At 40.3% G+C, this 25,666-nt stretch carries 22 protein-coding genes, 8 tRNA genes and 2 rRNA genes (1 of these 32 running past the window's edge); 9 read left to right on the top strand and 23 right to left on the bottom strand.

All coding sequences use genetic code 11. The features are described from left to right. Positions 1–145 precede the first annotated feature (145 nt). Positions 146–1,045 carry a carbohydrate ABC transporter permease gene (locus IGI68_RS05040; RefSeq protein ID WP_071874721.1) on the top strand — a complete coding sequence of 300 codons (900 nt, stop codon included), beginning with the start codon at positions 146–148 and terminating at the stop codon, positions 1,043–1,045. 112 nt (positions 1,046–1,157) lie between these two features. Here the strand turns inward: IGI68_RS05040 and IGI68_RS05035 are convergent, their stop codons facing one another. Continuing rightward, the gene (locus IGI68_RS05035; protein WP_438730971.1) at positions 1,158–3,416 is read right to left on the bottom strand and encodes a helix-turn-helix domain-containing protein; all 2,259 of its coding nucleotides are present in this window, start codon (positions 3,414–3,416) and stop codon (positions 1,158–1,160) included. A gap of 259 nt (positions 3,417–3,675) precedes the next feature. Between IGI68_RS05035 and IGI68_RS05030 the strand changes: the two genes are divergently transcribed. From IGI68_RS05030 to IGI68_RS05000, 7 genes are all read left to right on the top strand, one after another. Next, entirely contained in the window at positions 3,676–4,683 is a 1,008-nt protein-coding gene (locus tag IGI68_RS05030; RefSeq protein WP_071874723.1) for a LacI family DNA-binding transcriptional regulator, read from the top strand. A gap of 67 nt (positions 4,684–4,750) precedes the next feature. After that, positions 4,751–6,172 carry a tagaturonate reductase gene (locus IGI68_RS05025; protein WP_438730968.1) on the top strand — a complete coding sequence of 474 codons (1,422 nt, stop codon included), beginning with the start codon at positions 4,751–4,753 and terminating at the stop codon, positions 6,170–6,172. After that, the gene (locus tag IGI68_RS05020; protein ID WP_438730965.1) at positions 6,173–7,681 is read left to right on the top strand and encodes a UxaA family hydrolase; all 1,509 of its coding nucleotides are present in this window, start codon (positions 6,173–6,175) and stop codon (positions 7,679–7,681) included. It abuts the gene before it with no gap. Positions 7,682–7,781: 100 nt separating this feature from the next. Further along, complete coding sequence (uxaC, locus tag IGI68_RS05015; RefSeq protein ID WP_438730962.1) at positions 7,782–9,170, top strand: glucuronate isomerase; 1,389 nt, start codon at positions 7,782–7,784, stop codon at positions 9,168–9,170. A 23-nt stretch (positions 9,171–9,193) separates the two neighbouring features. Beyond that, positions 9,194–9,916, top strand: a complete 723-nt coding sequence (locus tag IGI68_RS05010) for an alpha/beta hydrolase (RefSeq protein ID WP_438730959.1) — start codon at positions 9,194–9,196, stop codon at positions 9,914–9,916. A gap of 24 nt (positions 9,917–9,940) precedes the next feature. Further along, a complete protein-coding gene (locus tag IGI68_RS05005; protein WP_438730956.1) occupies positions 9,941–10,663 on the top strand; it encodes a rhamnogalacturonan acetylesterase in 723 nt (240 codons plus the stop codon). Further along, a complete protein-coding gene (locus tag IGI68_RS05000) occupies positions 10,647–11,747 on the top strand; it encodes a mandelate racemase/muconate lactonizing enzyme family protein (RefSeq protein ID WP_438730953.1) in 1,101 nt (366 codons plus the stop codon). The genes IGI68_RS05005 and IGI68_RS05000 overlap by 17 nt, the downstream gene beginning before the upstream one ends. 149 nt (positions 11,748–11,896) lie before the next feature. Here the strand turns inward: IGI68_RS05000 and IGI68_RS04995 are convergent, their stop codons facing one another. The 5 genes from IGI68_RS04995 to IGI68_RS04975 form a co-directional block, all read right to left on the bottom strand. Continuing rightward, positions 11,897–12,076: a hypothetical protein gene (locus tag IGI68_RS04995; protein ID WP_438730950.1), complete on the bottom strand. Its 180-nt coding sequence runs from the start codon at positions 12,074–12,076 to the stop codon at positions 11,897–11,899. Between the two features lie 327 nt (positions 12,077–12,403). After that, positions 12,404–12,796 carry a 30S ribosomal protein S9 gene (rpsI, locus tag IGI68_RS04990; protein WP_071874730.1) on the bottom strand — a complete coding sequence of 131 codons (393 nt, stop codon included), beginning with the start codon at positions 12,794–12,796 and terminating at the stop codon, positions 12,404–12,406. Between the two features lie 15 nt (positions 12,797–12,811). After that, positions 12,812–13,240, bottom strand: coding sequence for a 50S ribosomal protein L13 (gene rplM / locus IGI68_RS04985; protein WP_342741497.1), 429 nt, complete (start codon positions 13,238–13,240; stop codon positions 12,812–12,814). Between the two features lie 195 nt (positions 13,241–13,435). Continuing rightward, positions 13,436–13,924 (bottom strand): DNA starvation/stationary phase protection protein, encoded by a 489-nt coding sequence (locus tag IGI68_RS04980; RefSeq protein WP_273231972.1) that lies wholly within the window; start codon positions 13,922–13,924, stop codon positions 13,436–13,438. Positions 13,925–14,010: 86 nt separating this feature from the next. Further along, complete coding sequence (locus tag IGI68_RS04975) at positions 14,011–14,730, bottom strand: DUF5105 domain-containing protein (RefSeq protein WP_438730946.1); 720 nt, start codon at positions 14,728–14,730, stop codon at positions 14,011–14,013. A 115-nt stretch (positions 14,731–14,845) separates the two neighbouring features. On the opposite strand from IGI68_RS04975, the gene IGI68_RS04970 reads away from it, so the two are divergent. Beyond that, entirely contained in the window at positions 14,846–15,511 is a 666-nt protein-coding gene (locus IGI68_RS04970) for a prepilin peptidase (RefSeq protein ID WP_438730943.1), read from the top strand. 47 nt (positions 15,512–15,558) lie between these two features. On the opposite strand, the gene IGI68_RS04965 is transcribed toward IGI68_RS04970, so the two are convergent. The 17 genes from IGI68_RS04965 to IGI68_RS04885 form a co-directional block, all read right to left on the bottom strand. Then, the gene (locus tag IGI68_RS04965) at positions 15,559–16,905 is read right to left on the bottom strand and encodes a C40 family peptidase (protein ID WP_438730940.1); all 1,347 of its coding nucleotides are present in this window, start codon (positions 16,903–16,905) and stop codon (positions 15,559–15,561) included. 180 nt (positions 16,906–17,085) lie between these two features. Beyond that, positions 17,086–18,471 (bottom strand): sialidase family protein, encoded by a 1,386-nt coding sequence (locus IGI68_RS04960; protein ID WP_438730937.1) that lies wholly within the window; start codon positions 18,469–18,471, stop codon positions 17,086–17,088. 90 nt (positions 18,472–18,561) lie between these two features. Beyond that, complete coding sequence (gene mreD / locus IGI68_RS04955; protein ID WP_071874737.1) at positions 18,562–19,068, bottom strand: rod shape-determining protein MreD; 507 nt, start codon at positions 19,066–19,068, stop codon at positions 18,562–18,564. Between the two features lie 2 nt (positions 19,069–19,070). Continuing rightward, the gene (gene mreC, locus IGI68_RS04950) at positions 19,071–19,928 is read right to left on the bottom strand and encodes a rod shape-determining protein MreC (RefSeq protein WP_071874738.1); all 858 of its coding nucleotides are present in this window, start codon (positions 19,926–19,928) and stop codon (positions 19,071–19,073) included. A 126-nt stretch (positions 19,929–20,054) separates the two neighbouring features. Continuing rightward, positions 20,055–20,693, bottom strand: coding sequence for a thiamine diphosphokinase (locus IGI68_RS04945; protein ID WP_071874739.1), 639 nt, complete (start codon positions 20,691–20,693; stop codon positions 20,055–20,057). Continuing rightward, positions 20,690–21,343 (bottom strand): ribulose-phosphate 3-epimerase, encoded by a 654-nt coding sequence (gene rpe / locus IGI68_RS04940; protein WP_071874740.1) that lies wholly within the window; start codon positions 21,341–21,343, stop codon positions 20,690–20,692. The genes IGI68_RS04945 and rpe overlap by 4 nt, the downstream gene beginning before the upstream one ends. Positions 21,344–21,357: 14 nt before the next feature. Beyond that, positions 21,358–22,239, bottom strand: coding sequence for a ribosome small subunit-dependent GTPase A (gene rsgA / locus IGI68_RS04935; protein WP_071874741.1), 882 nt, complete (start codon positions 22,237–22,239; stop codon positions 21,358–21,360). Between the two features lie 151 nt (positions 22,240–22,390). Next, positions 22,391–22,464, bottom strand: a tRNA-Pro gene (locus IGI68_RS04930). A gap of 13 nt (positions 22,465–22,477) precedes the next feature. Beyond that, positions 22,478–22,551: transfer RNA gene (locus IGI68_RS04925), tRNA-Arg, on the bottom strand. A gap of 9 nt (positions 22,552–22,560) precedes the next feature. Continuing rightward, positions 22,561–22,646, bottom strand: a tRNA-Leu gene (locus IGI68_RS04920). A 15-nt stretch (positions 22,647–22,661) separates the two neighbouring features. Beyond that, positions 22,662–22,733, bottom strand: a tRNA-Gly gene (locus IGI68_RS04915). Between the two features lie 16 nt (positions 22,734–22,749). After that, positions 22,750–22,822, bottom strand: a tRNA-Thr gene (locus IGI68_RS04910). A 10-nt stretch (positions 22,823–22,832) separates the two neighbouring features. Beyond that, positions 22,833–22,914, bottom strand: a tRNA-Leu gene (locus IGI68_RS04905). Between the two features lie 19 nt (positions 22,915–22,933). Beyond that, positions 22,934–23,006, bottom strand: a tRNA-Lys gene (locus IGI68_RS04900). 4 nt (positions 23,007–23,010) lie between these two features. After that, positions 23,011–23,083 (bottom strand) — tRNA-Val (locus tag IGI68_RS04895). Positions 23,084–23,114: 31 nt separating this feature from the next. Next, a 5S ribosomal RNA gene (gene rrf, locus IGI68_RS04890) occupies positions 23,115–23,230 on the bottom strand. 87 nt (positions 23,231–23,317) lie between these two features. Continuing rightward, a 23S ribosomal RNA gene (locus tag IGI68_RS04885) occupies positions 23,318–25,666 on the bottom strand (it continues 566 nt past the right edge of the window).

Here is a 25,666-nt window from a genome sequence, read left to right as displayed (position 1 = left end):
TTTTATCAAAAAATATAAAAACCCTTACATATCAATGTTTACAACAAATTGAGAAAGAATGAACATTTAAAAATGATTATATACGTTATCTCGAGGCCGTGATAAAGTAACGATGATCAATAAAATGAATTAGGAGGAATATATTATGCAAGCAACACCATCTTTAAAAAAGAATAAAATCAAAGTAGCGACAAGCGAAAGAATCGTTCATGTATTCATTGTGTCATTTCTAACAATTTTTACATTATTGTGTTTACTACCCTTTTTAAATGTTTTAGGAAGTTCCTTTGCAACATCGGCTGAAATCTCAACACGAACCTTTATTTTGATTCCACGAACGTTTACTCTAAATGCATATCGTTACATTTTATCAACACCCACTATTTTTAAAAGTATTGGTGTTTCATTATATGTAACCATTCTAGGTACGTTTCTTAGTATGGTTGTAACATCCTTTATGGCATACGCATTATCAAGAAAATATTTACATGGACGATCATTTTTCAATTTTCTTGTTGTCTTTACGATGTTATTTAGTGGCGGAATGATTCCATCCTTCATCCTAGTTAAAAACCTTGGTTTAATTGATACATTATGGGCTTTAATATTGCCTTCTGCGGTGAGTGCTTATAATATGATTATTATGCGTAATTTTTTCCAAGGAATTCCTGATAGTTTAGAAGAATCAGCAAAAATGGATGGTTGTTCTGATTGGGGTGTGTTCTTCAAGATCATTCTTCCTCTTTCATTACCTTCCATTGCTACAATCTCTTTATTTTATGCCGTCACTTACTGGAATACGTATCAAAATGCGATTTTATATATCAATGATTCCAACAAATGGCCTATCCAAGTATTGTTGCGTCAAATCGTAATTGTTTCAAGTGGCTTAAACGCTGATGCAGCTAGTGTTGACATTGTCCCACCTGCACAATCAATCAAAATGGCGGTGATTGTCGTTGCAACCATTCCAATGTTAATCGCTTATCCTTTTGTCCAAAAATATTTTGTTAAAGGCGCGATGGTTGGATCGGTTAAAGGTTAGCTTTCCTTAATTTAGATTAAAAAAAATCCATGGAGAAATGTTCTTCATGGATTTTTGATAATCTTTTTTAGCGGACTCTTGTGATGAATGGGGCCTATCTTGACTGACAATTTTACCGTTGATGACGATTAGAATGTTGCTTACGATACTCCCCTGGTGTCATATTCTCTTTCTTTTTAAAGAAACGAATAAAATTTTGTGGATTCGTATATCGTAACCGCTCAGAAATTGCTTTAACCGTCATATCTGTTTCAATTAACCATTTTTTGGCAATCGTTAATCGATAGTTTTGTAAATAATCGGTGAAATTCCATCCCATTTCTTTCTTAAATACATTACTCAAATAGTTAGAACTATAATGTAATTGGTCCGCAATGCTTTCGAGTGAAATATCGTGATCGTATTGTTGATGGACCAACGCAAGCATTTGATCGGAGAGATTACGCATTTGTCGATCCGTTGTTTTTTGAATCGAATTCACAATTGGCTCAATCAAGGTTTGATAAATAATTTGTTGGATTTCAGAAGGATTATCCTTATTTAATACATCTAAATAGACCTTACGATTATTTAAGAGCATCTCATAGTCAGCTCCCAGTAATTGTCCTAACTGAGTGATACTATTGATTAACTGAAACAGCGCATTTTCAATTGTAATCGGATTAGTATTTTGTTGCCAAATTAATGTCATCAGGTGTTGATACGCTTTTTTTGTTTCAACTTGATTGGTACTGCGCATCGCATCCAAAAATAGTTGCTCTGCTTCTCTCGGATATTTCATCACCGTTTTTTGATCGAGTTGGGGCGCTATTTCATTATAAAAAATTGTCGCTTCTTGACCTAAATGAATGCGAAAATGAAGTGCTTCTTTAGCAGTATCTAGCGCTTGTTTGCTATCGGTTAGATCGTCATATTCTAACGAGATCCCAAAACTAATTTTTATTTTCAAATAATCAGAAGCAGCTTGACGAATCGCCTGACAATAGTCAATGACTTTTTGCTTATCTTCCGTTACTGGCAGACATAAGAGCGTGGCTTGCGTATCTTGGTTCAACACAATTGGTTGAAAACGAGACGTCGGAGGAATGATTTCTGACACAATATTTTCAATTGAAACAAGAAATAGATCTTCTGTTGTATGATCACGTCCACCCAAATCATCAATTTGAATCAATAAAACGATGAATCGTTCATCGCCTTTAAAGTGATAATTTAGCTGTTTCAGTTTTTCGTTTAAAGTCTCATAAGACATGCGATTACGAAATAAATTTAATAAAAATAACGTTTCTAATTCTGGAATTTGATGTTGGATTTTTGCAGAAAGATCGAGGTTTGATTCCACAATCGTATCAATTCCCGTGAGGATTTGATTGATTTCAGCTTTACGGCTTTTGCTCGGTGAATCAATCGCTAGTAAATCACGAATTTTTCGTAACGGTTGAGCGGCTGTATTTGCGACTAAATACGTAACAATCATAAAAAACAACCATAACACGATTGTGATAAAGGCCAGTCCTGAACCTAGTCCTAAAATGGATTGACGAATAGTCGCTTTAGTGAGTGCGGTAACGTAAACCCATTGGTTATAATCAGATTGCGAATAAATATATGTCTCCTTACCGGACTGTTCGAAGCTTCCTACTTTTTGATCGAGTGTCAGCATTTTGGCAGACAGTTCGTTCGCCTGCTCGGTGTGATTCGAAAAAAGTAGCTGCCCTTTTCGATTATAAATCGCTAAAAATTCATCTTGTGATGCGTCAAATAAACTCGTAAACGCTTGGCGACTAACGCTAGCAATCCCTACTGCCGAACGCTCTGTGCTAAAAGTAGGGAGTTGAATATACATTTTAATGCCATTATTATCTGGTTTCCAAAGAATGTATTGATCGGATTCACTCATAGAATCACTAATTTGTGCCACTGCTTCTTCTGTCAGCTGATTTAAAGAACCATTATTAATTTCCCAGCCATGCGTTAAACTGACCAGACGATAGGAAGCATTTCCAATGCCAATCGCACCAATATAAGCTAGTTCTGAACTAATTTCCCTTACTGCTACGTAATCTTGAAATGTAAGTGGTCGACTAATCAGATTTTTAAAAGAGGTTGTATTACTATAGGTCGTAAAAGAATATTCGATTGTTTGAATTTTTTGTTCAATATTCCCTTTGATTTGATTAATATTACTTTTTCGATCCGCAATTAAATTTTCTTGTAACGTATTGTAGGTTTTTTGATACGTATAGAGGCTAAATCCGGCAATTAAAACGGTACCAATTAAAACGATTGGAAAAAAAATACTATAAAAGAAATTAGAACGATGCATGAATCGTTCCTTGAAAAATAGTTTGACCCTTTTCAAAGGTAACATGTTAACAACACCTTTCACATGTCATTATTTTAGCATAAATAAAATGAGAATGTTACTGCTTTTCACCCTTCTTATTTCACGTGTGCATTTTTTGTAAGCTTATCCCCCTCTTTTTAGTAAAAAAAAAGTGACCGCCATTGTTTAACGTGTGCATCATTGATTTAACAATATTCTTTGTTGACACTCTTATTCTTCTATTATACAATGTAACCGTAAACATTCAATGACTTATTTACTAAAAAGAAGAAGGGGGTCCTCTATGGTTACCATTAAAGACATTGCCAAACAATTGGGGATTTCTCATACAACCGTTTCAAGAGCTTTAAATAATAGTCCACTTGTGAAACCAGAGACGAGAGAACATATAAAAAGTGTGGCGAAGGAATTAAACTATGTCCCAAACTTTAACGCGAAAAGTCTCGTCAATCAAAAAAATTATATGATTGGTTTATTTTTTTCCAGTATTAGCCAAGGAACGAGTTCCAGTTTTCTTGTCGATACCATTACTGGCATTCGGTCGGTTCTAGAAGCCAGTTATTCACTCTCTGTAGAAGGAATTGATGAAATACAGAACTTCTCCGATATTAATTTCCAACGCTACGATGGCATCTTAGTAATGAGTCAGAGCGAAACGGATCAAGCGTTTATCGAATATTTAAAACAACAAAACTTGCCTTTTGTTGTAGTGAATCGTTTAGTCGATGATCCGGAAATTATGAATGTCGTGGCCGACGACGCAGAAGGTGTCATGACAGGAATTGAGTATGCGATTACTCTTGGGCACAAAAAAATCGGTTATATTGGCGGGCTCGAAGTCTTTCACTCTTCGAATGAACGACGAAAAGGGCTGATCGCCATGTTAGAAAAACATGAGTTACCCATTGTGCCAGCATTTTTCCGGTCTGGAAACTACAGCTTAGAAAGCGGATTTCAACAAATGACCCAGCTGCTCAAAAATCAAGAACTTCCGACCCTGATTTTTTGTGCGAATGATGATATGGCGATTGGTGCGATGCGGGCAATCGATGCCGCTGGATTAACAGTCCCAAATGATCTTTCGATTATTGGCTTTGATAATACACCCATTACTTCTTACTTGAATCCACCGCTAACGACGATTCATAAACCGTTAAATAAAATCAGTCGACTAGGGACTGAATTATTATTAAAGCAAATCAATCAAGAAGCAATTGCAAAGACCCATTACGAAATTCCAACAACTTTGATGGTGCGTCAATCCGTCAAAAACTTATTAACCGTTACTTAAACAAAGACTCGTTCTTTGTTTTTAAATAAAATGTTCACGTGTGCATACGCGAGAAAGGAAAAATAATATGACAAAAAAACTAACTCAAAAAGAATTCCCTGAAACAAAAAATGACCTCCCAGTAAAAGTAGTGCAATTTGGAGAAGGTAATTTCATGCGTGCCTTTGTGGATTGGCAAATTCAACAAATGAATAAACAACAGCTCTTCAATGGTACCGTAGCGGTCGTCCAACCAATTAATCAAGGACTTGGCGAAATGTTACGTGCACAAGACAATCTATACACTGTTTTATTAGAAGGCTTAATCGACGGGGAACTGGTTGAGACAAGCGAGATTATAAACGTTTTAGATACTGTCATTAATCCGTACCAAGCTTACGCAGAATATCTCGCTTTAGCAGAAAATAAAGACCTCGAATTTGTCGTTTCAAATACAACCGAAGCTGGTATCCAATTTAATCCAAATGATCGTTTAGAAGATGCGCCTCAACAAAGTTATCCAGGAAAACTCACTGCCTTCTTATACCAACGTTATCAAGCAAAATTACCAGGTTTAACGATTATTCCTTGTGAGCTCATCGATCGAAATGGGGACAAATTAAAAGAAATCGTCTTACGCTATATTGAATTATGGGAATTACCGCATGCATTTAAAGAATGGATCGAAAATGACAACACCTTTTGCTGTAGTTTAGTTGATCGAATTGTTCCTGGCTATCCGCGTGATACTGCCAAAGAATGGTCAGAAAAATTGGGCTACGAAGATCAGTTAATGGTGAAAGCGGAACCCTTTATGCTTTGGGTAATCGAAGGACCACAAAGCTTAACAGAATCTCTTCCATTAACAAAAGCAGGATTAAATGTCATTGTGACCGACGATATGACCCCTTATCGCGAGCGCAAAGTCCATTTATTAAACGGTCCACATACGGCGATGGTTCCACTTGCGTTATTAGCTGGTTTATCAACGGTCGACGAAGTCATGAATGATGACGACTTCCGCCCCTTCATCGATGACTTGTTTACCAAAGAACTCATTCCGATGTTGAACTTACCAAAATCCGAGTTAGACGAATACGCAGATCAAATTAAAGAACGTTTTTTAAATCCGTTTGCTCATCATCAACTATCTGCTATCTCATTAAATAGTATCTCCAAATTCAAAGCACGTTTACTCCCAATTTTGACTCGTTACATCCAGAAAAATAACCATGTACCAACATATTTAGCGACATCGCTTGCTGCCTTAATTTTATCATATCGAGGAGATCAAGTGACACCTGCGGATGATCAAGACATTGTCACCTTTTTTGAAACAGCATGGCAAACACCCGCTACCGTTGTCGTAAGTGTGCTGTCTAACACCCATTTATGGGGTGAAAATTTAACGGTTTTACCTGGCTTAAGTGAAACCGTGCAACTAAAACTCGATGCACTTGAAACCAATGGCGCGCGTCAAGTGGTTCAAGATTTGAAAGGAGAAAAATAAATGACGACGACTACGATTCAAGCACCTGATTTATTAAAACTAAATATCCGTGATAATGTCGCTGTTGCCTTACGCCCGATTACTGCTGGAGAACAGATCTCAATCGATGACTATACCGTTACCGCATTAAAAGACATCCCTCAAGGTCATAAAATTGCACTCATCCCTTTAACAAAAGATGACCATGTTATCAAATACGGCTCGCCCATCGGACATGTCCTAGAAGATGTGGCACCAGGCGAATGGTTGCATACCCATAACGTGAAAACAAATTTAGCGGGCGAATTAGAATATCGTTACCAACCAGAATTACACCAACGCACCTATCCTAAACAAGAATTAACGTTTAAAGGGTATCGTCGTGCCAATGGAAAAGTCGGGATCCGAAATGATTTATTTATTGTGCCGACAGTTGGCTGTGTCAATGGCGTAGCCGAACTAATTATCAAAGAATTTAAAGCAAAGCATCCCGATTTAGGTCCTTTTGATAATGTCACCATTTTAAAACATCCTTATGGTTGTTCCCAATTAGGGACGGATCATTCGAATACACGTGAAATCTTAATCGATACGGTCAAACATCCCAATGCTGGTGGCGTACTTGTTTTTGGCTTAGGCTGTGAAAACAACACCATTCCGGCTTTCAAAGAACATTTAGGCGAATACGATGAAAATCGCGTGAAATTCCTTGTCGCCCAAGAAGTCTATAATGAGATCCAACAAGGCGTTGATTTATTAGAAGAGTTATTCATCGCCGCTAAAGACGATCATCGTGAAGACGTTCCGCTCAGTGAATTGAATGTCGGTCTTAAATGTGGTGGATCGGATGGCTTTTCTGGTATTACCGCGAATCCATTACTCGGAGCCTTCTCCGATTTCTTAATCTCACAAGGTGGAAGTACCATTTTAACCGAAGTACCCGAAATGTTTGGCGCAGAAGAGGTGCTGATGGCGCGCGCCGAGAACGAAGACATTTTCGAACAAATCGTTCACTTAATTAATGATTTCAAACAATACTTCCTTTCTTTTGGCGAGCCAGTTTATGAAAACCCCTCACCTGGGAATAAAGCGGGCGGCATTACCACTTTAGAAGACAAATCGTTAGGTTGCACGCAAAAGGCTGGTACCGCACCTGTTGTCGATGTATTGAAATACGGTGAGAAATTACGCAAAAAAGGCTTAAGTTTATTACAAGCTCCGGGGAATGATTTAGTTGCCTCTTCCGCCCTTGCCTCTTCCGATTGTCAATTAGTCTTATTTACGACTGGTCGTGGAACACCGTTTGGCTCATATGTGCCAACGATTAAAGTCGCGACCAACTCGACCATTTTTGAACGCAAAGGCCACTGGATGGACTTTAACGCTGGGACATTATTAGAACGTCCAATGGAAGACGTGTTACAAGAGTTTATTGATAAAATCATCGCCGTTGCAAGTGGCGAAGAAACTCGAAATGAACAAAATGATGTACGCGAAATCGCGATTTTTAAAACAGGTGTTACTTTGTAGAAACGATCAAGGCCATATACTTTTCACCACCCACATAACTTTCATCCTGTGGGTGGTGAAGAAAACGGCTAAATCGAAAAATGTTAGGAGACGAAATGAGATGTTTTTAAATGATGATTTTTTACTACCAAATGAGTGGGCCAAGACACTGTTCCATCAACATGCTGCGAAAATGCCCATCATCGATTACCATTGCCACTTAGACCCAAAAGAAATTTATGAAAATAAGCCGTTTAAAAATATAACGGAAGCTTGGCTTGGCGGGGATCACTATAAATGGCGTTTAATGCGTGCTTGCGGAGTACCCGAATCACACATTACGGGCGATGCCTCTGATTACGATAAATTCTTGGCTTGGTGTCAAACAATGCCCAAAACGATTGGCAATCCGCTTTATACTTGGACACACCTAGAATTAAAACGTTTCTTTGGCGTGGATCTCGTGATCAATGAAAAAAATGCACCAGAAATTTGGGAGCGTGCGAATGCGAAATTAGCTACAGCCGATTTTTGTCGCCGCGAAATAATCAAAAACTCCAACGTCAAAGTGATTTGTACAACAGATGATCCGATTGATGACCTTGCTTATCATCAACGCTTAGCAAAAGAAGAAGTTGCTTTCAAAGTATTACCGACTTTCCGACCAGATAAAGCGTTAAATCTGGATAAACCTGATTTTGAACAATGGATTACTCAATTAGGCGAGGTATACGGCACACCGATTGATTCCTATCAAGAATTAATCTCAGCATTAGAGTCTCGCGTCCAGTACTTCCATGACCAAGGAGGGCGTTTATCAGACCACGCACTAGATGTTTTACACTATGAGGCAGCTTCCCCAGAAGCGTTAGAAGCAATTTTTGTGAAAGCATTAAAGCAAGAAGCATTAAGCCCCACTGAAATTGCCACTTATAAAACAGAAACCTTAACGCACTTATTCCATTTCTATCACGCACGCAACTGGACCGCTCAATTACACATTCATGCGTATCGCAATTGTAACGACCGCATGTACCAACAATTAGGACCGGACACGGGCTATGACGGAATTAATGATTTATCTTTGACCATTCCTTTACAACAATTATTGAATCGGGCAGATACAACCGATCAATTACCAAAGACCATTCTCTATTCGTTGAATCCGAATGACTATCCGGTCATTGTTGCGTTAATGAGTTGTTTCCAAAAAGAGAGTCCAGGAAAATTACAACTTGGTTCTGGTTGGTGGTATAACGATACTTTAGCTGGAATGCGTCAACAATTGACCGTTTTCGCGGATGGCAGTCCATTAGCAAACTTTGTCGGCATGTTAACCGATTCTCGTAGTTTCTTATCGTATACGCGACATGAATACTTCCGTCGTGTTTTATGTGGCTTCATTAGTGAAATCGTCGAACGTGGCGAAGCACCCGCAGATGAAGCGTACTTAGGGAAAATCGTAGAAGATATTAGTTATCATAATGCCGCTAATTATTTTAATTTTTAAATTCATGAAAAGGGAGCATCTTTGTGAAAATTGATCACACACTTGAAAAACCGATTCACACGAGTTATACCCTTCACTTGATTGATGAAACACGCCGTCCATTTATTTTAATTTGTCCCGGTGGTGGATATACACATCTCGCTTATGAAAAAGAAGGGCTTGCGATTCAACATTGGTTAAAGGAGGCGGGCTATCATACCGGTATTTTGGCTTACCAAGTCCAACATATTCACTACAAAACATTCCTATCCGATATCGAAAAAATCATGAGTGAATTACGCACCCACCCTGTTCTCGATCAGATTTTTGTTCTGGGATTTTCTGCTGGAGCACACGTCGCCGGTTTAATTGGCAGCAAGATTAGCCCTAGACCCGATGGCTTGTTACTTGCCTATCCGGTTGTCAGCTTTGTCGAACCTTTTAGTCATCGCGGTAGTTGGCAAAATCTACTGGGAGAAACTGCCAGTTTTGAGTTGCGTTCACAGTTCTCGTTAGAAAAAATCGTTGATACAAAGACGCCTCCTTGCTTCATTTGGCATACCATTACCGATCAAGCTGTTCCGGTTGAAAACAGTCTTTGTCTCCTTACAGCCTTGAAAGCAAAACAGGTTCCGGTAGAGTGTCACCTTTTCCCTGAAGGCCGACACGGTTTAGGAATACTTCCTGAAGTTCCTCATCTCTTACAATGGCAAGGTCTAGCCGAAAATTGGCTAAAAGAAAGACAATCACAAAATGAACGCTACTGAATAATGCATTAAAAGGAGAAGATTATGCCAACTATTTTTATTGCTGGCGATTCTACCGCCGCAACTAAAGCAGAGAATCGTCGCCCAGAAACTGGCTGGGGTGAAAAACTGGCCACTTACTTCGATCAAAAACTGCAGATTGAAAATCATGCAATGAATGGGCGAAGTTCCAAATCTTTTATTCATGAACAGCGACTCGAAACAATCAAGAATCGACTCGCACCTGGAGACTATCTCTTTATTCAGTTTGGCCATAACGATCAAAAAATAGATGAAAGTCGCGGGACATTACCCTATGGTAGTTATTTAACTTATTTAACACAATACATCGAAGCCGCTAAAGAGAAAGTCGCCTGCCCCGTTTTATTGACACCGATTAGTCGTCGAGATTACTTACCTGATGGGAGTCTCAATCCTCTAACTCTTGGGGAGTATCCAGATGCGATGAAACAATTAGCCCAAATGCATGATGTCGTCGTCCTCGATATTTTTGCCAAAACACAAGAATGGCTTAAGTCGTACTCACCAGAAGAAACAACTAAATTCTTTTTGCATGGTAAGCCAAATGAGTTCACTTATTATCCTGAAGGGGTTTGTGATAATACGCACTTAAGCAATCTCGGAGCCGCAACAATCGCAGCCATTATTGCGCAAGCCGTTCAAGAAAGTCAATTGCCACTCAAGCATTACCTACGTGATTCACCAATCAAAAACTGTAAGGAGGATTTTAATGTCGACAATTATTGAAGTTGTAACAGAATATTACCGCATTCCCCTACCTGAAATTATGGAGGATGCAAAACACGGTCTCCATACCCATTTTGAAGTCCCGATTGTCAAAATCACTACCGAAGACGGCCGAACAGGTGTTGGCTATACGTATACAGGGGGCTTTGGTGGAGAGTCGATTGCCAAACTCATCGACAAAGAACTCAAACATATTTTATTAGGTAAAGATGCCTCTTGTATCGAATCACTCTGGGATCAAATGAACTGGGGCATCCACTATGTTGCACGCGGCGGACTCGCAAGCTTTGCGATTGCAGCCTGTGACATTGCACTATGGGATTTACGTGCCAAAAAAGCAGATGAACCACTCTATAAATTACTCGGTGGCCACAGCAATAAAGTCAAATGTTACGGTGGCGCGATTGATTTGAACTTCCCGCTAGAGAAATTACTGGCAAACAATCAAAAATACTTAGACATGGGCCTAAAAGCCGTCAAAATCAAACTCGGACAACCAACACTAGCCGAAGATATTGAACGAATCAAAGCGGTTCGTGAACTCATCGGACCAGATGTCGTGTTTATGGTGGACGCCAACATGAGCTGGTCGGTTGAAAAAGCGATTAAAGCAGCGAAATTAATGGCGCCCTATAATATTTTATTCCTTGAAGAACCCACCATTCCAGAAGATTACGAGGGCTATGCACGAATTGCCCAAGAAGGACACATTGCCGTCGCAGGAGGCGAAAACTTACGTACTCCGATCGAATTCATGCATATGATTCAATATGGGCACGTTGACTTCCCACAACCAGATGCCTCAAACTGTGGAGGCATTACGGGTTGGCTTAAAGTCGCTACCTTAACCCAAGTGCATAACCTCTCTGTTTCGACTCACGGCATGCAAGAACTCCATGTGAGCTTACTAGCCGCGATGCCTAACGCGGGCTATCTCGAAATGCATAGCTTCCCTATTGACCAATACACCACACGTCCCCTTGTCATCGATCCAGAAGATGGACACGCTGTTGCACCCGAAATCCCCGGTACAGGCGTCATCTTCGATTGGGACAAACTCGCCCCTCATAGAATGCCGTTTTAATCTAACGGCATTCCTCGATTAGGATTATCAAAAAAGAGAGCATTCATCTGCTCTCTTTTTTGATTTCATTCGATTTTACTGATGATGGTACTGAGTTAACGATCCTCTATCTATAACCTCTACTTCTGTTTTTTATCTATGAATACACCCTAAATAATGGGGACTGTATAGTAAATCAAAATAACCCCGCCTAAAGCAATTAATAGATGTCCCGGCACAATTTCATAAGAAGCCGTTTCCAAGATATATCCATTATCAAACCGAAGAAACTGAAATCCAATGATTAAAGACATTAGTCCTAAAATAAGATTGCTCGATACTTTCTTCATGTTAGTTCATTCCTTTTATTTTAAATGAATCGTAATCTGATATTTTATTTAAACGAAAAGTGCAATTAAAATGTAAGCGTTATATAAGGGATGGTTTGTAAAAAAGACACTCTCCAATAAATGGAAAGTGCCTTGAAACGTCTTAATGGATTGGTACTCGATTTCAAAGGAAACCCCCGTCCCATACTGTATTCGTAAGCGAATAAATTCGCAACGACACAAAAAAAGGAAACTGCGCTCAGCCTTGCTTCGCCCAGTACGAGTCTCGTAACAAACAAAAAAACCATTCCAAAAAGAAATGGTTTTTTGTTTGAACGATAATCGCAATTAACGTTTTGAGAATTGTGAAGCTTTACGAGCTTTCTTAAGACCTGGTTTTTTACGTTCCACCATACGAGCGTCACGAGTTAATAGACCTGCTTGTTTTAAAGCTGGACGGAAATCAGGATCTACAGTTAATAATGCACGTGCGATACCATGACGGATTGCACCTGATTGTCCTGCGTAGCCTCCACCGTTAACGTTCACTAATACGTCATATGCGCCTTTTGTTTCAGTTACGCCAAAAGGTTGGTTGATAACTTCACGTAGGTCAGCATGTGGGATATATGTTTCAATGTCTTTTTTGTTAATAGTAATTTTACCAGTTCCTGGTACTAAACGTACGCGAGCAACTGCGTTTTTACGACGGCCTGTGCCGATATATTGAGCTTGTGCCAATGAAATTCCCTCCTATTAAATTAAGTTTGTAAGATCCAATACTTCTGGTTGTTGTGCTGCATGTGGGTGTGTTCCTTCAGCATAAACGTGTAATTTCATGCCTTGAGCACGACCTAAAGTATTTTTAGGTAACATACCTTTAACAGAAGTTTCGATTAGACGACGAGAGTTTTTCTCACGTAATTCTCCAGCTGAGATTGATTTAATTCCGCCGATGTATCCTGAGTGACGGTAGTAAATTTTTCCACTTGCTTTATTACCTGTTAATTTAACTTTATCTGCATTAATGACAATTACAAAATCACCTGTATCCACATGGGGAGTGAATGTTGGTTTATTTTTTCCACGTAGAATTGATGCTACGACTGATGAAAGACGACCCATAGGAACATCTGTTGCATCAACTACATACCATTTACGTTCTACTTCGCCAGTTTTGGCCATATATGTTGTACGCACTGTATTTTTCCTCCAATTTCAATTTCGAATGTTTGACATGCATTTGAGTTTCCGGGGCTCTTAATGGGGCAAACAATACCATTTAATATGATACCTAGATTTCACGCGAATGTCAATCATTTTCTATTGAAAAAAAGAAATAAAAATATCCCTCAAAAAAATTGAGGGATATCGCGAATGTTATCTTGTCATTTCAGAATAAGCGGGGTCAATTTCTGGGGCAAAGCCTAATTTTGCTTGAAGCATCCAGATTTTTTTCTCGATATCTGTATTGAAGCTCGTAAAGATATCTTGCGTGCTGTCGTCGCCTTCTTCGCCAGCTACTTCGATGCCTTTTTTGTACAAATCAGCTAAATAGCGGTAACCAGAAACAAGTGTTGCCATGCGTTCTGGAATCGTACGTTCATATGTTCCAACTTCGTCTTTAATACCAGTATGATCAATAAACTCTTGTAAGGTGGAATAAGGTGCACCATCTAAGGTAATTAAACGCTCTGAGATTACATCTAATTGCGCATTGATTTCATCCATGAATTCGTCCATCAAAGGATGTAACGTTAGGAATTCTGGACCGCGCATATACCAGTGGGTTTGATGAATCACAACTGAAAACTGACTTAAATCCGCCACTAGTTGATTTAATATTTCTTTCGTTTGTTCGTATTTCATCTTAACATCTCCTCACTTTCTTGTATATCTAGCATAGTACGAAACAACGAAAATGTACAATAATAATGATTATTTGAGAAACTTTCTCAATTTGTCGGTTCTCCCATCGATGGTACCTCTATCTCATTCAATGCTTCCGTCATCGCGTTCGTTAATTCTTCTTGAGACCGCATGCCTGAGAAGAAAGCAAGATACAAGCTGGCTAGGGATTCGTCTTGACCGTTAACGATTTCCCATTTCCCTCGATTGACTTTTAACTGTAACGTTACTTCTGTACTCGTGTCATTTGCCTCGATTGTCGGAATCTTTTCTTGCATAATGGCCACGGTTGTCGCAATTAACGTTTTCTCATCTTTAACCAACTCATTGTCGTTTTGAATACGGACTAACAGCTCCGTAATCGATTCTTTAAATAATTGTAGTAAATTGAATCCTTGTATCTCATACGTTACATGATATATCGGCTTGGTTTCTGTAATGTTTTTGATTTGGTAACTCGTCGTTTCGCGCATTTGTTGCATCAACATTTCGGAAATCTCCATCGCGAGCTGCTCGTCCACTGCTTCACCTGTCTGTAATATCCCTTGGGTAAAATTCTCTTCAAACAGTGTCCGTTGTTCGACGAAAATTTCCGTTAATTCTTCACTATTCGCAAAATTTATTTGGAAAGCTTCCGTTTGTTGATCATAAATCATCGTATCAATCAAGATATTTGCCGCTTCCTCCGCGGGAATTGCCTTTGTACAACCGCTTATAAATAAGAGCATGAATAATAAAGCACCTATCACGGTTCCTGTTTTTTTCATTTCTTTCCCTCCATTGTTTGATCACTCCTTATTATTCAATAAAGCGAAGCAATTTGTCTAGTATTCACCCTTTTTTGCGTATCTTCTTAAAAGAATATAGAAAAAGGAGAATAGAATGAAACTTTTTTATATTGGCTGTTGTATCGGTTCCGTGCTCACGGTAATTGCGCGCTATCTACCACTAAACCAAGAAGCCCGTCCTTCTTGCTCTGACGATCGCACTTCTCATCCTGCGCAAGCATCCTTTTTTTCATTGATTCCTCTTTGCTATCGTGATGTTTCTTGTCAAAAAAATGGTTATTTTGTTCATGGATTGAGTGCACTTATTTACGGTTGTGTCTTTGTTTTCTCACTGCAACAAGAAACACTGATGTTAAAGTGTCTACTTCTCTGTTGGCTAACAATGGCTTTTTTACTGTCAATGACCGATCTCTTCTACTTTATTGTCGAACCCAAACTCTTATATCCATTCGGGTTTTTGCTATGGCTCCTTCATTTCTATTTTCAGTCTCCTTTTTACTGGCAAACTGGTGTCTTCATGCTCTTTTGCTTATTCATCGTGACCTTCTTCTTTCAATCTTATCTCGGGCTGGGAGATGTCCTCTTGTTACTCATTTGGGGACCTTGGCTATCGTTATATGAATTATTTTTACTTTTAGCGATTGCCAGTTGTTTGGCTCTGGTCTTTTTTTGCCTCTATTTCTTAGTGAACAAAAAACAGCTCGGCTATCTCCCTTTTGTTCCGTTTCTAAGCCTCGGTCTTTGGTATCTTCTTACTTAGTACACACGAAAAAAGCTGACGAAATGAACTCGTCAGCTTTTATTTCATTACATACGTACTGCGAAACTTGGTCCCCATGAACCAACAGAACTAACGCTTACGCTTTGACCTGGAGATGGTGCATGGATGTATTGTCCGCCACCTAAAGCAATGGCTACATGGTAAGTACTACCTGCAGAACCCCAGAAATACAAATCGCCTGGTTGTGCTTCGGCAACAGAAATTTTTGTGCCAGCACTTTCTTGAGGAACAGTCCAACCACCGATTTCACGGCCAGTTGCGTTACGGAAAACATAGCTTGTAAAGCCTGAACAGTCAAAACCACTTGGTGTTTTTCCACCCCATACATAAGGTACGCCTAAATATTTATACGCTTCTGCAATCACCGAAGAACCATTCCCTGAAGGTGCTGGAGCTGGTGTAGGCGTTGGAGCAACTGGAGCTGGAGCTGGTGTTTCGACGCTCGTATTTGACTCCTCCGTTGTACTTGATGATGGCGTATTAGACGATGACGTGTTATTACTGCTTGATGACGTCTGACTATTACTTGAATTATTATTGGTACTTGTTTGTGAATTATTTGTTTGGTTATTCGTTGTTTGATTTGTTGTATTACTTGTTGCGGCTTGTGCTTCTTCTTGTGCTTGAGCTTCTTGCGCTGCTTGGCGTTGTGCTTGAGCCGCTAAACGTGCTTCTTCAGCAATTCGAGCTTGTTCTGCTTCTGCTGCTGCTTTACGTTCTTTGATTGCTTCTTTTTCACTTTCTTTTGACGCTTGTTGTAAAGCATAATCTGCTTTAGCGACCGCTAAGTCTGCTTGACTACGTTCTAATTCACCTTTTTGTGCTTCTAGCGTGACTTGCGTTTCTTGAATTTCACCTAATTTGGTTTCATTTTCAATCTTTTTATCTTCTACTGCTTGTTTATCTTCTTTTTGTTGTGTCACTAAATCATTATTAGCATTCACGATCGTTGACATCGCTTGAACACGACCAATCGCATCTGTAATTGAGTCAGCATTAATGACCGCTTCAATTAAAGTTGTTTGGCTCCCATTTACTTGGACGTCACGCGCTTGATTACGAATCGCTTCTTCACGACGTTCAATACGGACTTCTAAATCAGCAATTTCTTGTTGTAATTGCTCTGTTTCTTTTGTTAATGTTTCTTTTTTCGCAAAAAGTTCTTGTGCTTTGGCATTGATGCCTGCAACTTCTGCTTCTAAACCACTAATTTGCGATTGTAAAGCTGCTTGTTTACTTTGTAATTCAGTAATTTCTTTATTTTTTTGTTCAATTTGCGTATCAAAGTCATCTGCAAAAGCAATCGCAGGCGCTGCTACTACGGTAAACAATAAAGAACAGGCGAGTAATGATGATAAAATTCGTTTCTTCAAGTGATATTCCTCCGATTGATTGACTGTATTTAAACTATTTTTAATTTGTTTTAAAATTTCTTAATTAATATTAACGACAAGCTGATTGTAACACAGGTGTATGACAGGATGATAAAACAAATGTTACAAATATGTTTCAATCTCGCTTTTTTATCACAACTGTTCTTATTTTCTTCATTTTCAAGGTTGTAAAGACTCAAAAAGTGGTGTTTCACCGGATTCGTTTCGTATTTCTTTCAAATCAATTTTTTTGAAAATCAATCGAATCAGACCGTCAGACGACCATTGTTTCTCATATAATAGACCAATCGTACCGTGTTCTAGAACAGTCATGGCAGAATAGATGAAGGAGCCTTGCTCTATTAACTGTTCCCCTGACCATGTGAGTCCATTATCCAGACTAAAAAGTAAGACACCATTTTCTCTCTTGTGGGTTGAACGAGGGCCTAAAAACAACAGTCCTTGTTGATTATCTAATCGATACGGGAGGACACTAAATTGGCATACCGGATTGATTAAGGTTTCTTCAAAGGTAATTTCACCCCAACTGACGCCGCCATCTAGACTAATCGCCTTTGCTACACACCCTTTTCCATAATGATTTCGCATATACAGTCTGAGCGATCCATCCAGTTGTTCAATCACCTGTGATTCTGTTAATTCATATTTTTTTAATGCTTCTCCCAAACTTTCCGCAGAAATATCACTTAAAGAAACAGGACGTCCATCATTAGGTGATGCTCCACGTTGCCAAGTCTGTCCATGATCATCGCTATAAATAACGCTACAAGAGAAAAAACCACTTTTATTCATAAAATAAATTGGAAAAAGCAACCGTCCTGGATACCGACCGTGTTCCAGTTGAATCCCTCTACTAGGACCCGTTCCAATAAAACTCATCCATTCTTCTTTCACTTGGTTATTTAACTCAATTGGATTCGACCAACTATGACCTTCATCATCGCTAAAAATGAGTTGTAAATAGCTTGTCGGTGCTTCATAAAGTTGTTCTTCCTTTAACTCATTGAATTTTTCATAGATTGTTCCTAAGCGACGTTCACCTTTAAAGACGTAGCCCTCTGTATCTACACGATAGTCGGTTAATGTTTCGTCATCTTTCGTGTATACTCGTCCGTTATTTGCTATGACGTAAGGATAATAATGACGATTATACACGATTTTCCGATCTTGTTGATCATAGCCTGTCCCTATCCAACTATTAAAAGCACCTATTCCTCCTGGGCTATGAGAATAAAGTAACCAAATGCGTTCATTCAGTTGATCTTGGACTAAAGAACAATCAATTGCTGCCGGACCATTGACCCCTTTATCACCCAAAAATTCAATGGTTGTTTGAATCGGCTCCCATGTCTCACCTTGATCAAAACTCCTTCGAATCACATTTTTTATTTCGTTTGGATTATCTCTTTGATTGGTCATTCGAGCATCTGCCGCTGCAATTAATGTTTTCTTTTTTGTATAAAGCAATGCTGGAATCCGAAAAGCACTTGATTGATGATCTCCGGGTTTAAATAATATCTCTTCTTTTAAAACGCTTTCATTCATAAGTATGCTGTCTCCTTTATTCGCTTAACGATGATAAAAAAACTGTCTCAATCAGTGTACCAAAAAAGGACAACGATTGAGACAGTTTTTTTATTTTTTCCAGAATATTTTTTTGAGAGGATAAATACTCAATAAATAGAGACCTATATTTAAAAGTAACGTCGGTGCTAACAATTGTGTCACAAAATAAATCAAATCGATTCGAATTAAATTGAACATTAATTGCAGTCCAACAATGAATAGTTCAAAGAAAGTGACAAATATAATCATACCAAAAAAAAGATTAAAATCATTTTCAAATAAGATGCCATATATCAGGTACATCAACCAGATTGTCACTGGAAATACTACCGCATAAATACCTAAAATCCCTAGGTAATATAAGTCAAAGAGACTGCCAATGATCAAAGCAACGGTAATCATATAATGTTTAGGCAATTGCTTTACAGCAATTAACATAGCAATCAAAACGAGATGCGCACGCCAAATGTAATGATTCTGACTCGTCGCGATGAATACTTGCGTCAGATGCGCGTCAATTAACATCAAGAAAAAAAATAAAACAGGAGTGAAATAATAGAGGTTTCTCCTAATCATTTTTATTCATCACCTACTCCGCGCTTAATCACCGTCACGACGAGCAAGTCAGACATTTGGGCATAAGGTTTGACGTACACTTGTCGCGTTAAACCAAAACGATCCGTACTTTCTTTTAACGTTGTACCAATCGGTAAATCTGCTGGTGAGCCGCCACCCAATCCTGATGTTTGAACGACAGCGCCTGCTTCGATTTCTTTTACTCCAGTGATTTGCTCAATCACAAGGACCTCTTTATCCGCGTCATAGCCTTTCAAAATACCAAATGCTTCCCCCTCTTTAGTTGAAATCCGGACGGGAAATTGATTACTATTTTGGTTACTTGACGTTAATAATTCCACTTTAGAAGAGGCCTTATTTACTTCAATAATACGTCCGATTAATCCTGCATTCGAAACAACCGGCATGTTCGCTTCTACGCCATCATTCTTTCCACGATCGATGACCATGATATCTTGCCATGTATCAGGTGAACGAGAGATGACATTGCTTGTAATTTTTTCAAAATCAGTAAGCGTGGCTTGCAAATTCAATTCTTCTGTTAACGTCGCAATTTCTCGCTCATGATTTTTGTTTTGTTGCAACAATTCATCATATTGATCAATTTTCTCTTTCAAGCGTTCATTTTCTTCATACGTCACGAAAAGATTTTCTACCGCACTAGCACCACTACTAATCCAACGAAAAGGAGCTGTAATCGTTCGATCGATGATTGAAATCGTATCCGTAATGAGCGATTGCGCAAAGAATGGTTTATCCGCAACTGCTCGTCTTGCAATCGTAACACTCAACGTCGTCACAATAATAATCACAAGAATCAACGTAATAATTATATTTTTATTTGGGTTAAATTTTTTCACAAAGTGCACCTCATATTATACAGACTGATAGGGTAAATTGTACCACTAAATGATAGGAAACAAAAGAAAAGACGAGACTCTTAAGCTTTTTTGAACACTTTTTTCAAAAAGGCCAGTCCCGACTTTTTATTCATCTTTTGATTGAATCACAGCTATGATTCCTTCATCAAAAGAAATATAGGCTGTTTTTTCAATAAACTCATTACTTGCGAGTGACATCGGATGAGGAATCGTCACTTGATTAAGCGTATACTTACTGTATCGCAAGGTTAAATTCTCAACAGGTGTTAGGCAACAATAGCCCAGGTATTTCATTTCGGGTATCTGCTCGATTTTATATTCGCCAGGCAACAGATAGCTTACCGTATTTTGCCGATCTCTCAGCATAATTTGCGCACTATACGGTTTGAAACGTGGTTCGAGAACCATCCATAAGTTGGCTAAAAAGTGATCGAGACGACCACCTGTCATTCCAATCATTTCAAATGTTGCCGCTTGATAGTGTGTCAACGCATAGGAGAGCGCGAGCTGTGTATCAGTCTCATCTTTTTCAGCAGGAGCTGTGATGATCTTAATAGCATGCTCAAAGACAGACTCTTTTTCAACAGGAGATAACGAATCAAAATCCCCAATTGCTAAGTCTACGCGATAGCCTGCTTCGAGTAAATAGAGACTTCCCCGGTCAATGCCGATATACACGTCATATTCACTCGTAAGCGCGGGCCAACTAGCAGTAGACCCTCCAGCTACTAGTAAAACTTTCATCCTCTTAGCGCCTCTTTTAAGCATGCAATTTGTTTCGCGGGATCTTCAGCGTCATAGATATAACTACCTGCCACAAAAACATTAGCTCCTGCTTCTTTGCAACGCTTGGCAGTTTCTGGGACAATTCCACCATCTACTTGAATATCATAATGATAGCCATTTTCCGCTCTCAAATCCGCTAGCTCTTTAATTTTAATGAGGCACTCTTCGATAAACTGTTGACCACCAAAACCAGGATTGACCGTCATCACCAGTACTTGATCAACCATACCCAATATATGTTTAATCGCACAAACCGGTGTCCCAGGATTAATCACAACTTCTGCTTTGACATTTTTTTCTTTGATTAACTGAATCGTTCGGTGAATATGAGAATCGGCTTCAACATGGACACCAATAATATCAGCGCCAGCTTCCACAAAATCATTAATATAACGTTCTGGTTGAGCAATCATTAAATGAACGTCTAAAGGTAATTTCGTATGAGGACGTAATGCTTTTACAACATTAGCTCCAAAGGTAATATTCGGAACAAACTGACCATCCATTACATCCATATGAATATAGTCAGCTCCATGTTTTTCAACAAATGCGACATCTCTTTGTAAATTTGCAAAATCTGCACTTAAAATCGACGGGGCTATTTTCATTGTCTTCTCATCTCCTATTTCTTTTTACGATACATTGGTTTTCTATTTTCAACTTCATTTAAAAATTGAGTATAATTCTCATAGCGTGTTTGCGCAATGGTTCCCTCCGTTACTGCTTCTTTCACGGCACAGTTGGGCTCATTGATATGTGAGCACTCTCTAAAGCGACATTGGCTAGCTACTTTAACAAACTCTGGGAATAAACGCGGCAATTCTCTCGCTTCGACCGTTAGAAAATCAATGGAGCCAAAACCAGGCGTATCCGCAACCAATCCTCCGGCAATCGGCAACAATTCAACGTGTCGCGTCGTATGCTTCCCACGACCTAACGCACTTGAAATTTCACCTGTTTCTAACGCTAAATCGGGTACAATTCGATTTAATAAAGTTGATTTACCCGCACCAGATTGCCCCATGAATACTGTCAATTTCTGAGAAAAAGTCGCTTCAATTTGTTTTAACGACGTCTCATCTTCTGTAGCAACAATTACGGGATAGCCAATTTCTTCATAGACTTTTTTCACTTCATTCACTAATGAATCATCTTCTAATAAATCGACTTTCGTTAGATAAATAAGAGGATTTATATCTTCGAATTCTAATGACACTAAAAAACGATCCAATAAATTATAAGAAAAATTAGGCTCTACTAAGCTGCTAACGACGACTCCTTGATCGACATTCGAAACAGCCGGACGTACTAGTTGATTTTTTCGAGGAAAAACTTCTAACAAATACCCGTCCGTCAAATTACTACTTTCAAAGACAACGTTATCCCCCACCAATGGCGTGATCTTACGTTTACGAAAATTTCCCCTCGCTCGTGTTTGATACGTGATGCCTTCACTTTCAATATAATAAAAGCCACTTAGCGCTTTTGTAATTTTTCCTTCCAAGTATACGCCTCCTCTTTCTCTTTGTCTCTACTATTGTATCACATTTAATCAGCAAATAAATATGCCATTCGAGTCGATAACATCACTAAAACTCGAAGACAACAAAAAAAGCATAACTAATAATTAGTCATGCTTTACACTTTGATCAGTATCGGGAAGACAGGATTCGAACCTGCGACCCCTTGGTCCCAAACCAAGTGCTCTACCAAGCTGAGCTACTTCCCGTAAAACAGCTTAATGCACCCAAGAGGAGTCGAACCTCTAACCGCTTGATTCGTAGTCAAGTACTCTATCCAATTGAGCTATGGGTGCAAAAAAAAATGCCGAGGGCCGGAATCGAACCGGCACGATGATCACTCATCGCAGGATTTTAAGTCCTGTGCGTCTGCCAGTTCCGCCACCCCGGCATAAGAATTGGCTAAAGCGGAAAACGGGGTTCGAACCCGCGACCCCCACCTTGGCAAGGTGGTGCTCTACCACTGAGCTATTTCCGCAAATATTTTACTAAAATGCCGGCTAAAGGATTTGAACCCTCGACCCTCTGATTACAAATCAGATGCTCTACCAACTGAGCTAAGCCGGCGTATTTCTCATGCGGGTGAAGGGATTTGAACCCCCACGCCTTGCGGCGCTAGATCCTAAGTCTAGTGCGTCTGCCAATTCCGCCACACCCGCGTTTGAAAATTGATTAAAATGAGTCGTACAGGGCTTGAACCTGTGACCCTCTGATTAAAAGTCAGATGCTCTACCAACTGAGCTAACGACTCATGATGGGGGTTAACGGGATCGAACCGCTGACCCTCTGCTTGTAAGGCAGATGCTCTCCCAGCTGAGCTAAACCCCCATAATGAATGAGTGAATTATATATCAAATTCGCGTGGCGACGTCCTGCTCTCACAAAGGGAAACCCTTCACTACAATCGGCGCTAAGAAGCTTAACTTCTGTGTTCGGCATGGGTACAGGTGTATCCTTCTTGCTATCGCCACCACACTATTTGATTATTTGAGTAAGTGTTGCTCACTCAAAACTGGATTTGAAGAAAATCATTGTACCATACCAAGTTTTTATTTTAACATTTTGGTTAAGTCCTCGATCGATTAGTATCAGTCCGCTCCGTACATCGCTGCACTTCCACTCCTGACCTATCTACCTGATCATCTCTCAGGGATCTTACTTTCTTAAAGAAATGGGAAATCTCATCTTGAGGTGGGCTTCACACTTAGATGCTTTCAGCGTTTATCCCTTCCCTACATAGCTACCCAGCGATGCCTCTGGCGAGACAACTGGTACACCAGCGGTAAGTCCATCCCGGTCCTCTCGTACTAAGGACAGCTCCTCTCAAATTTCCAACGCCCGCGACGGATAGGGACCGAACTGTCTCACGACGTTCTGAACCCAGCTCGCGTGCCGCTTTAATGGGCGAACAGCCCAACCCTTGGGACCGACTACAGCCCCAGGATGCGACGAGCCGACATCGAGGTGCCAAACCTCCCCGTCGATGTGGACTCTTGGGGGAGATAAGCCTGTTATCCCCAGGGTAGCTTTTATCCGTTGAGCGATGGCCCTTCCATGCGGAACCACCGGATCACTAAGCCCGACTTTCGTCCCTGCTCGAGTTGTAGCTCTCGCAGTCAAGCTCCCTTTTGCCTTTGCACTCTACGAATGATTTCCAACCATTCTGAGGGAACCTTTGGGCGCCTCCGTTACCTTTTAGGAGGCGACCGCCCCAGTCAAACTGCCCATCTGACACTGTCTCCCATCACGATTAGTGATGCGGGTTAGAGTGGCCATAACGCAAGGGTAGTATCCCACCATTGCCTCCATCGAAACTAGCGTCCCGATCTCTACGGCTCCTACCTATCCTGTACATGCGGTACAGACACTCAATATCAAATTACAGTAAAGCTCCATGGGGTCTTTCCGTCCTGTCGCGGGTAACCTGCATCTTCACAGGTACTAAAATTTCACCGAGTCTCTCGTTGAGACAGTGCCCAAATCGTTACGCCTTTCGTGCGGGTCGGAACTTACCCGACAAGGAATTTCGCTACCTTAGGACCGTTATAGTTACGGCCGCCGTTTACTGGGGCTTCAATTCGTACCTTCGCTTGTGCTAAGCACTCCTCTTAACCTTCCAGCACCGGGCAGGCGTCAGCCCCTATACTTCATCTTTCGATTTTGCAGAGACCTGTGTTTTTGATAAACAGTCGCTTGGGCCTATTCACTGCGGCTGTTCTTGCGAACAGCACCCCTTCTCCCGAAGTTACGGGGTCATTTTGCCGAGTTCCTTAACGAGAGTTCTCTCGCACACCTTAGGATACTCTCCTCGACTACCTGTGTCGGTTTACGGTACGGGCCGTTGTTTTCTAACTAGAAGCTTTTCTCGGCAGTGTGACATCAGAAACTTCGGTACTTAAATTTCCCTCCCCATCACAACTTGTCCTTAATGAATGAAAGCATTTGACTCTCACTCGGACTTATTGCTTGGACAGACATTTCCAATCGTCTGCATTTCTTAGCCTACTGCGTCCCTCCATCGCTCAAACAAAAACAACGGGTACAGGAATATCAACCTGTTGTCCATCGCCTACGCCTATCGGCCTCGGCTTAGGTCCCGACTAACCCTGGGCGGACGAGCCTTCCCCAGGAAACCTTAGTCATACGGTGGACAGGATTCTCACCTGTCTTTCGCTACTCATACCGGCATTCTCACTTCTAAGCGCTCCAGCAGTCCTCACGGTCTACCTTCGACGCCCTTAGAACGCTCTCCTACCAGTGTACATACGTACACTCCACAGCTTCGGTAATATGTTTAGCCCCGGTAAATTTTCGGCGCAGGGTCACTCGACTAGTGAGCTATTACGCACTCTTTAAATGATGGCTGCTTCTGAGCCAACATCCTAGTTGTCTGTGCAACCCCACATCCTTTTCCACTTAACATATATTTTGGGACCTTAGCTGGTGGTCTGGGCTGTTTCCCTTTCGACTATGGATCTTATCACTCACAGTCTGACTGCCAGATATAAATGTATGGCATTCGGAGTTTATCTGAATTCGGTAACCCTAGACGGGCCCCTAGTCCAAACAGTGCTCTACCTCCATCATTCTTAAAATCTGACGCTAGCCCTAAAGCTATTTCGGAGAGAACCAGCTATCTCCAAGTTCGTTTGGAATTTCTCCGCTACCCACACCTCATCCCCGCATTTTTCAACATACGTGGGTTCGGTCCTCCAGTGCGTTTTACCGCACCTTCAACCTGGACATGGGTAGATCACTTGGTTTCGGGTCTACGACCACCTACTCATTCGCCCTATTCAGACTCGCTTTCGCTACGGCTCCGTCTCTTCGACTTAACCTCGCAGATAATCGTAACTCGCCGGTTCATTCTACAAAAGGCACGCTATCACCCATTAACGGGCTCTAACTTGT

Origin of the sequence: Enterococcus sp. DIV1314a (genome assembly GCF_051713805.1) — a bacterium.
GTDB classification, from domain to species: domain Bacteria; phylum Bacillota; class Bacilli; order Lactobacillales; family Enterococcaceae; genus Enterococcus_I; species Enterococcus_I aquimarinus.
This window is presented reverse-complemented; position numbering and strand designations above follow the sequence as displayed.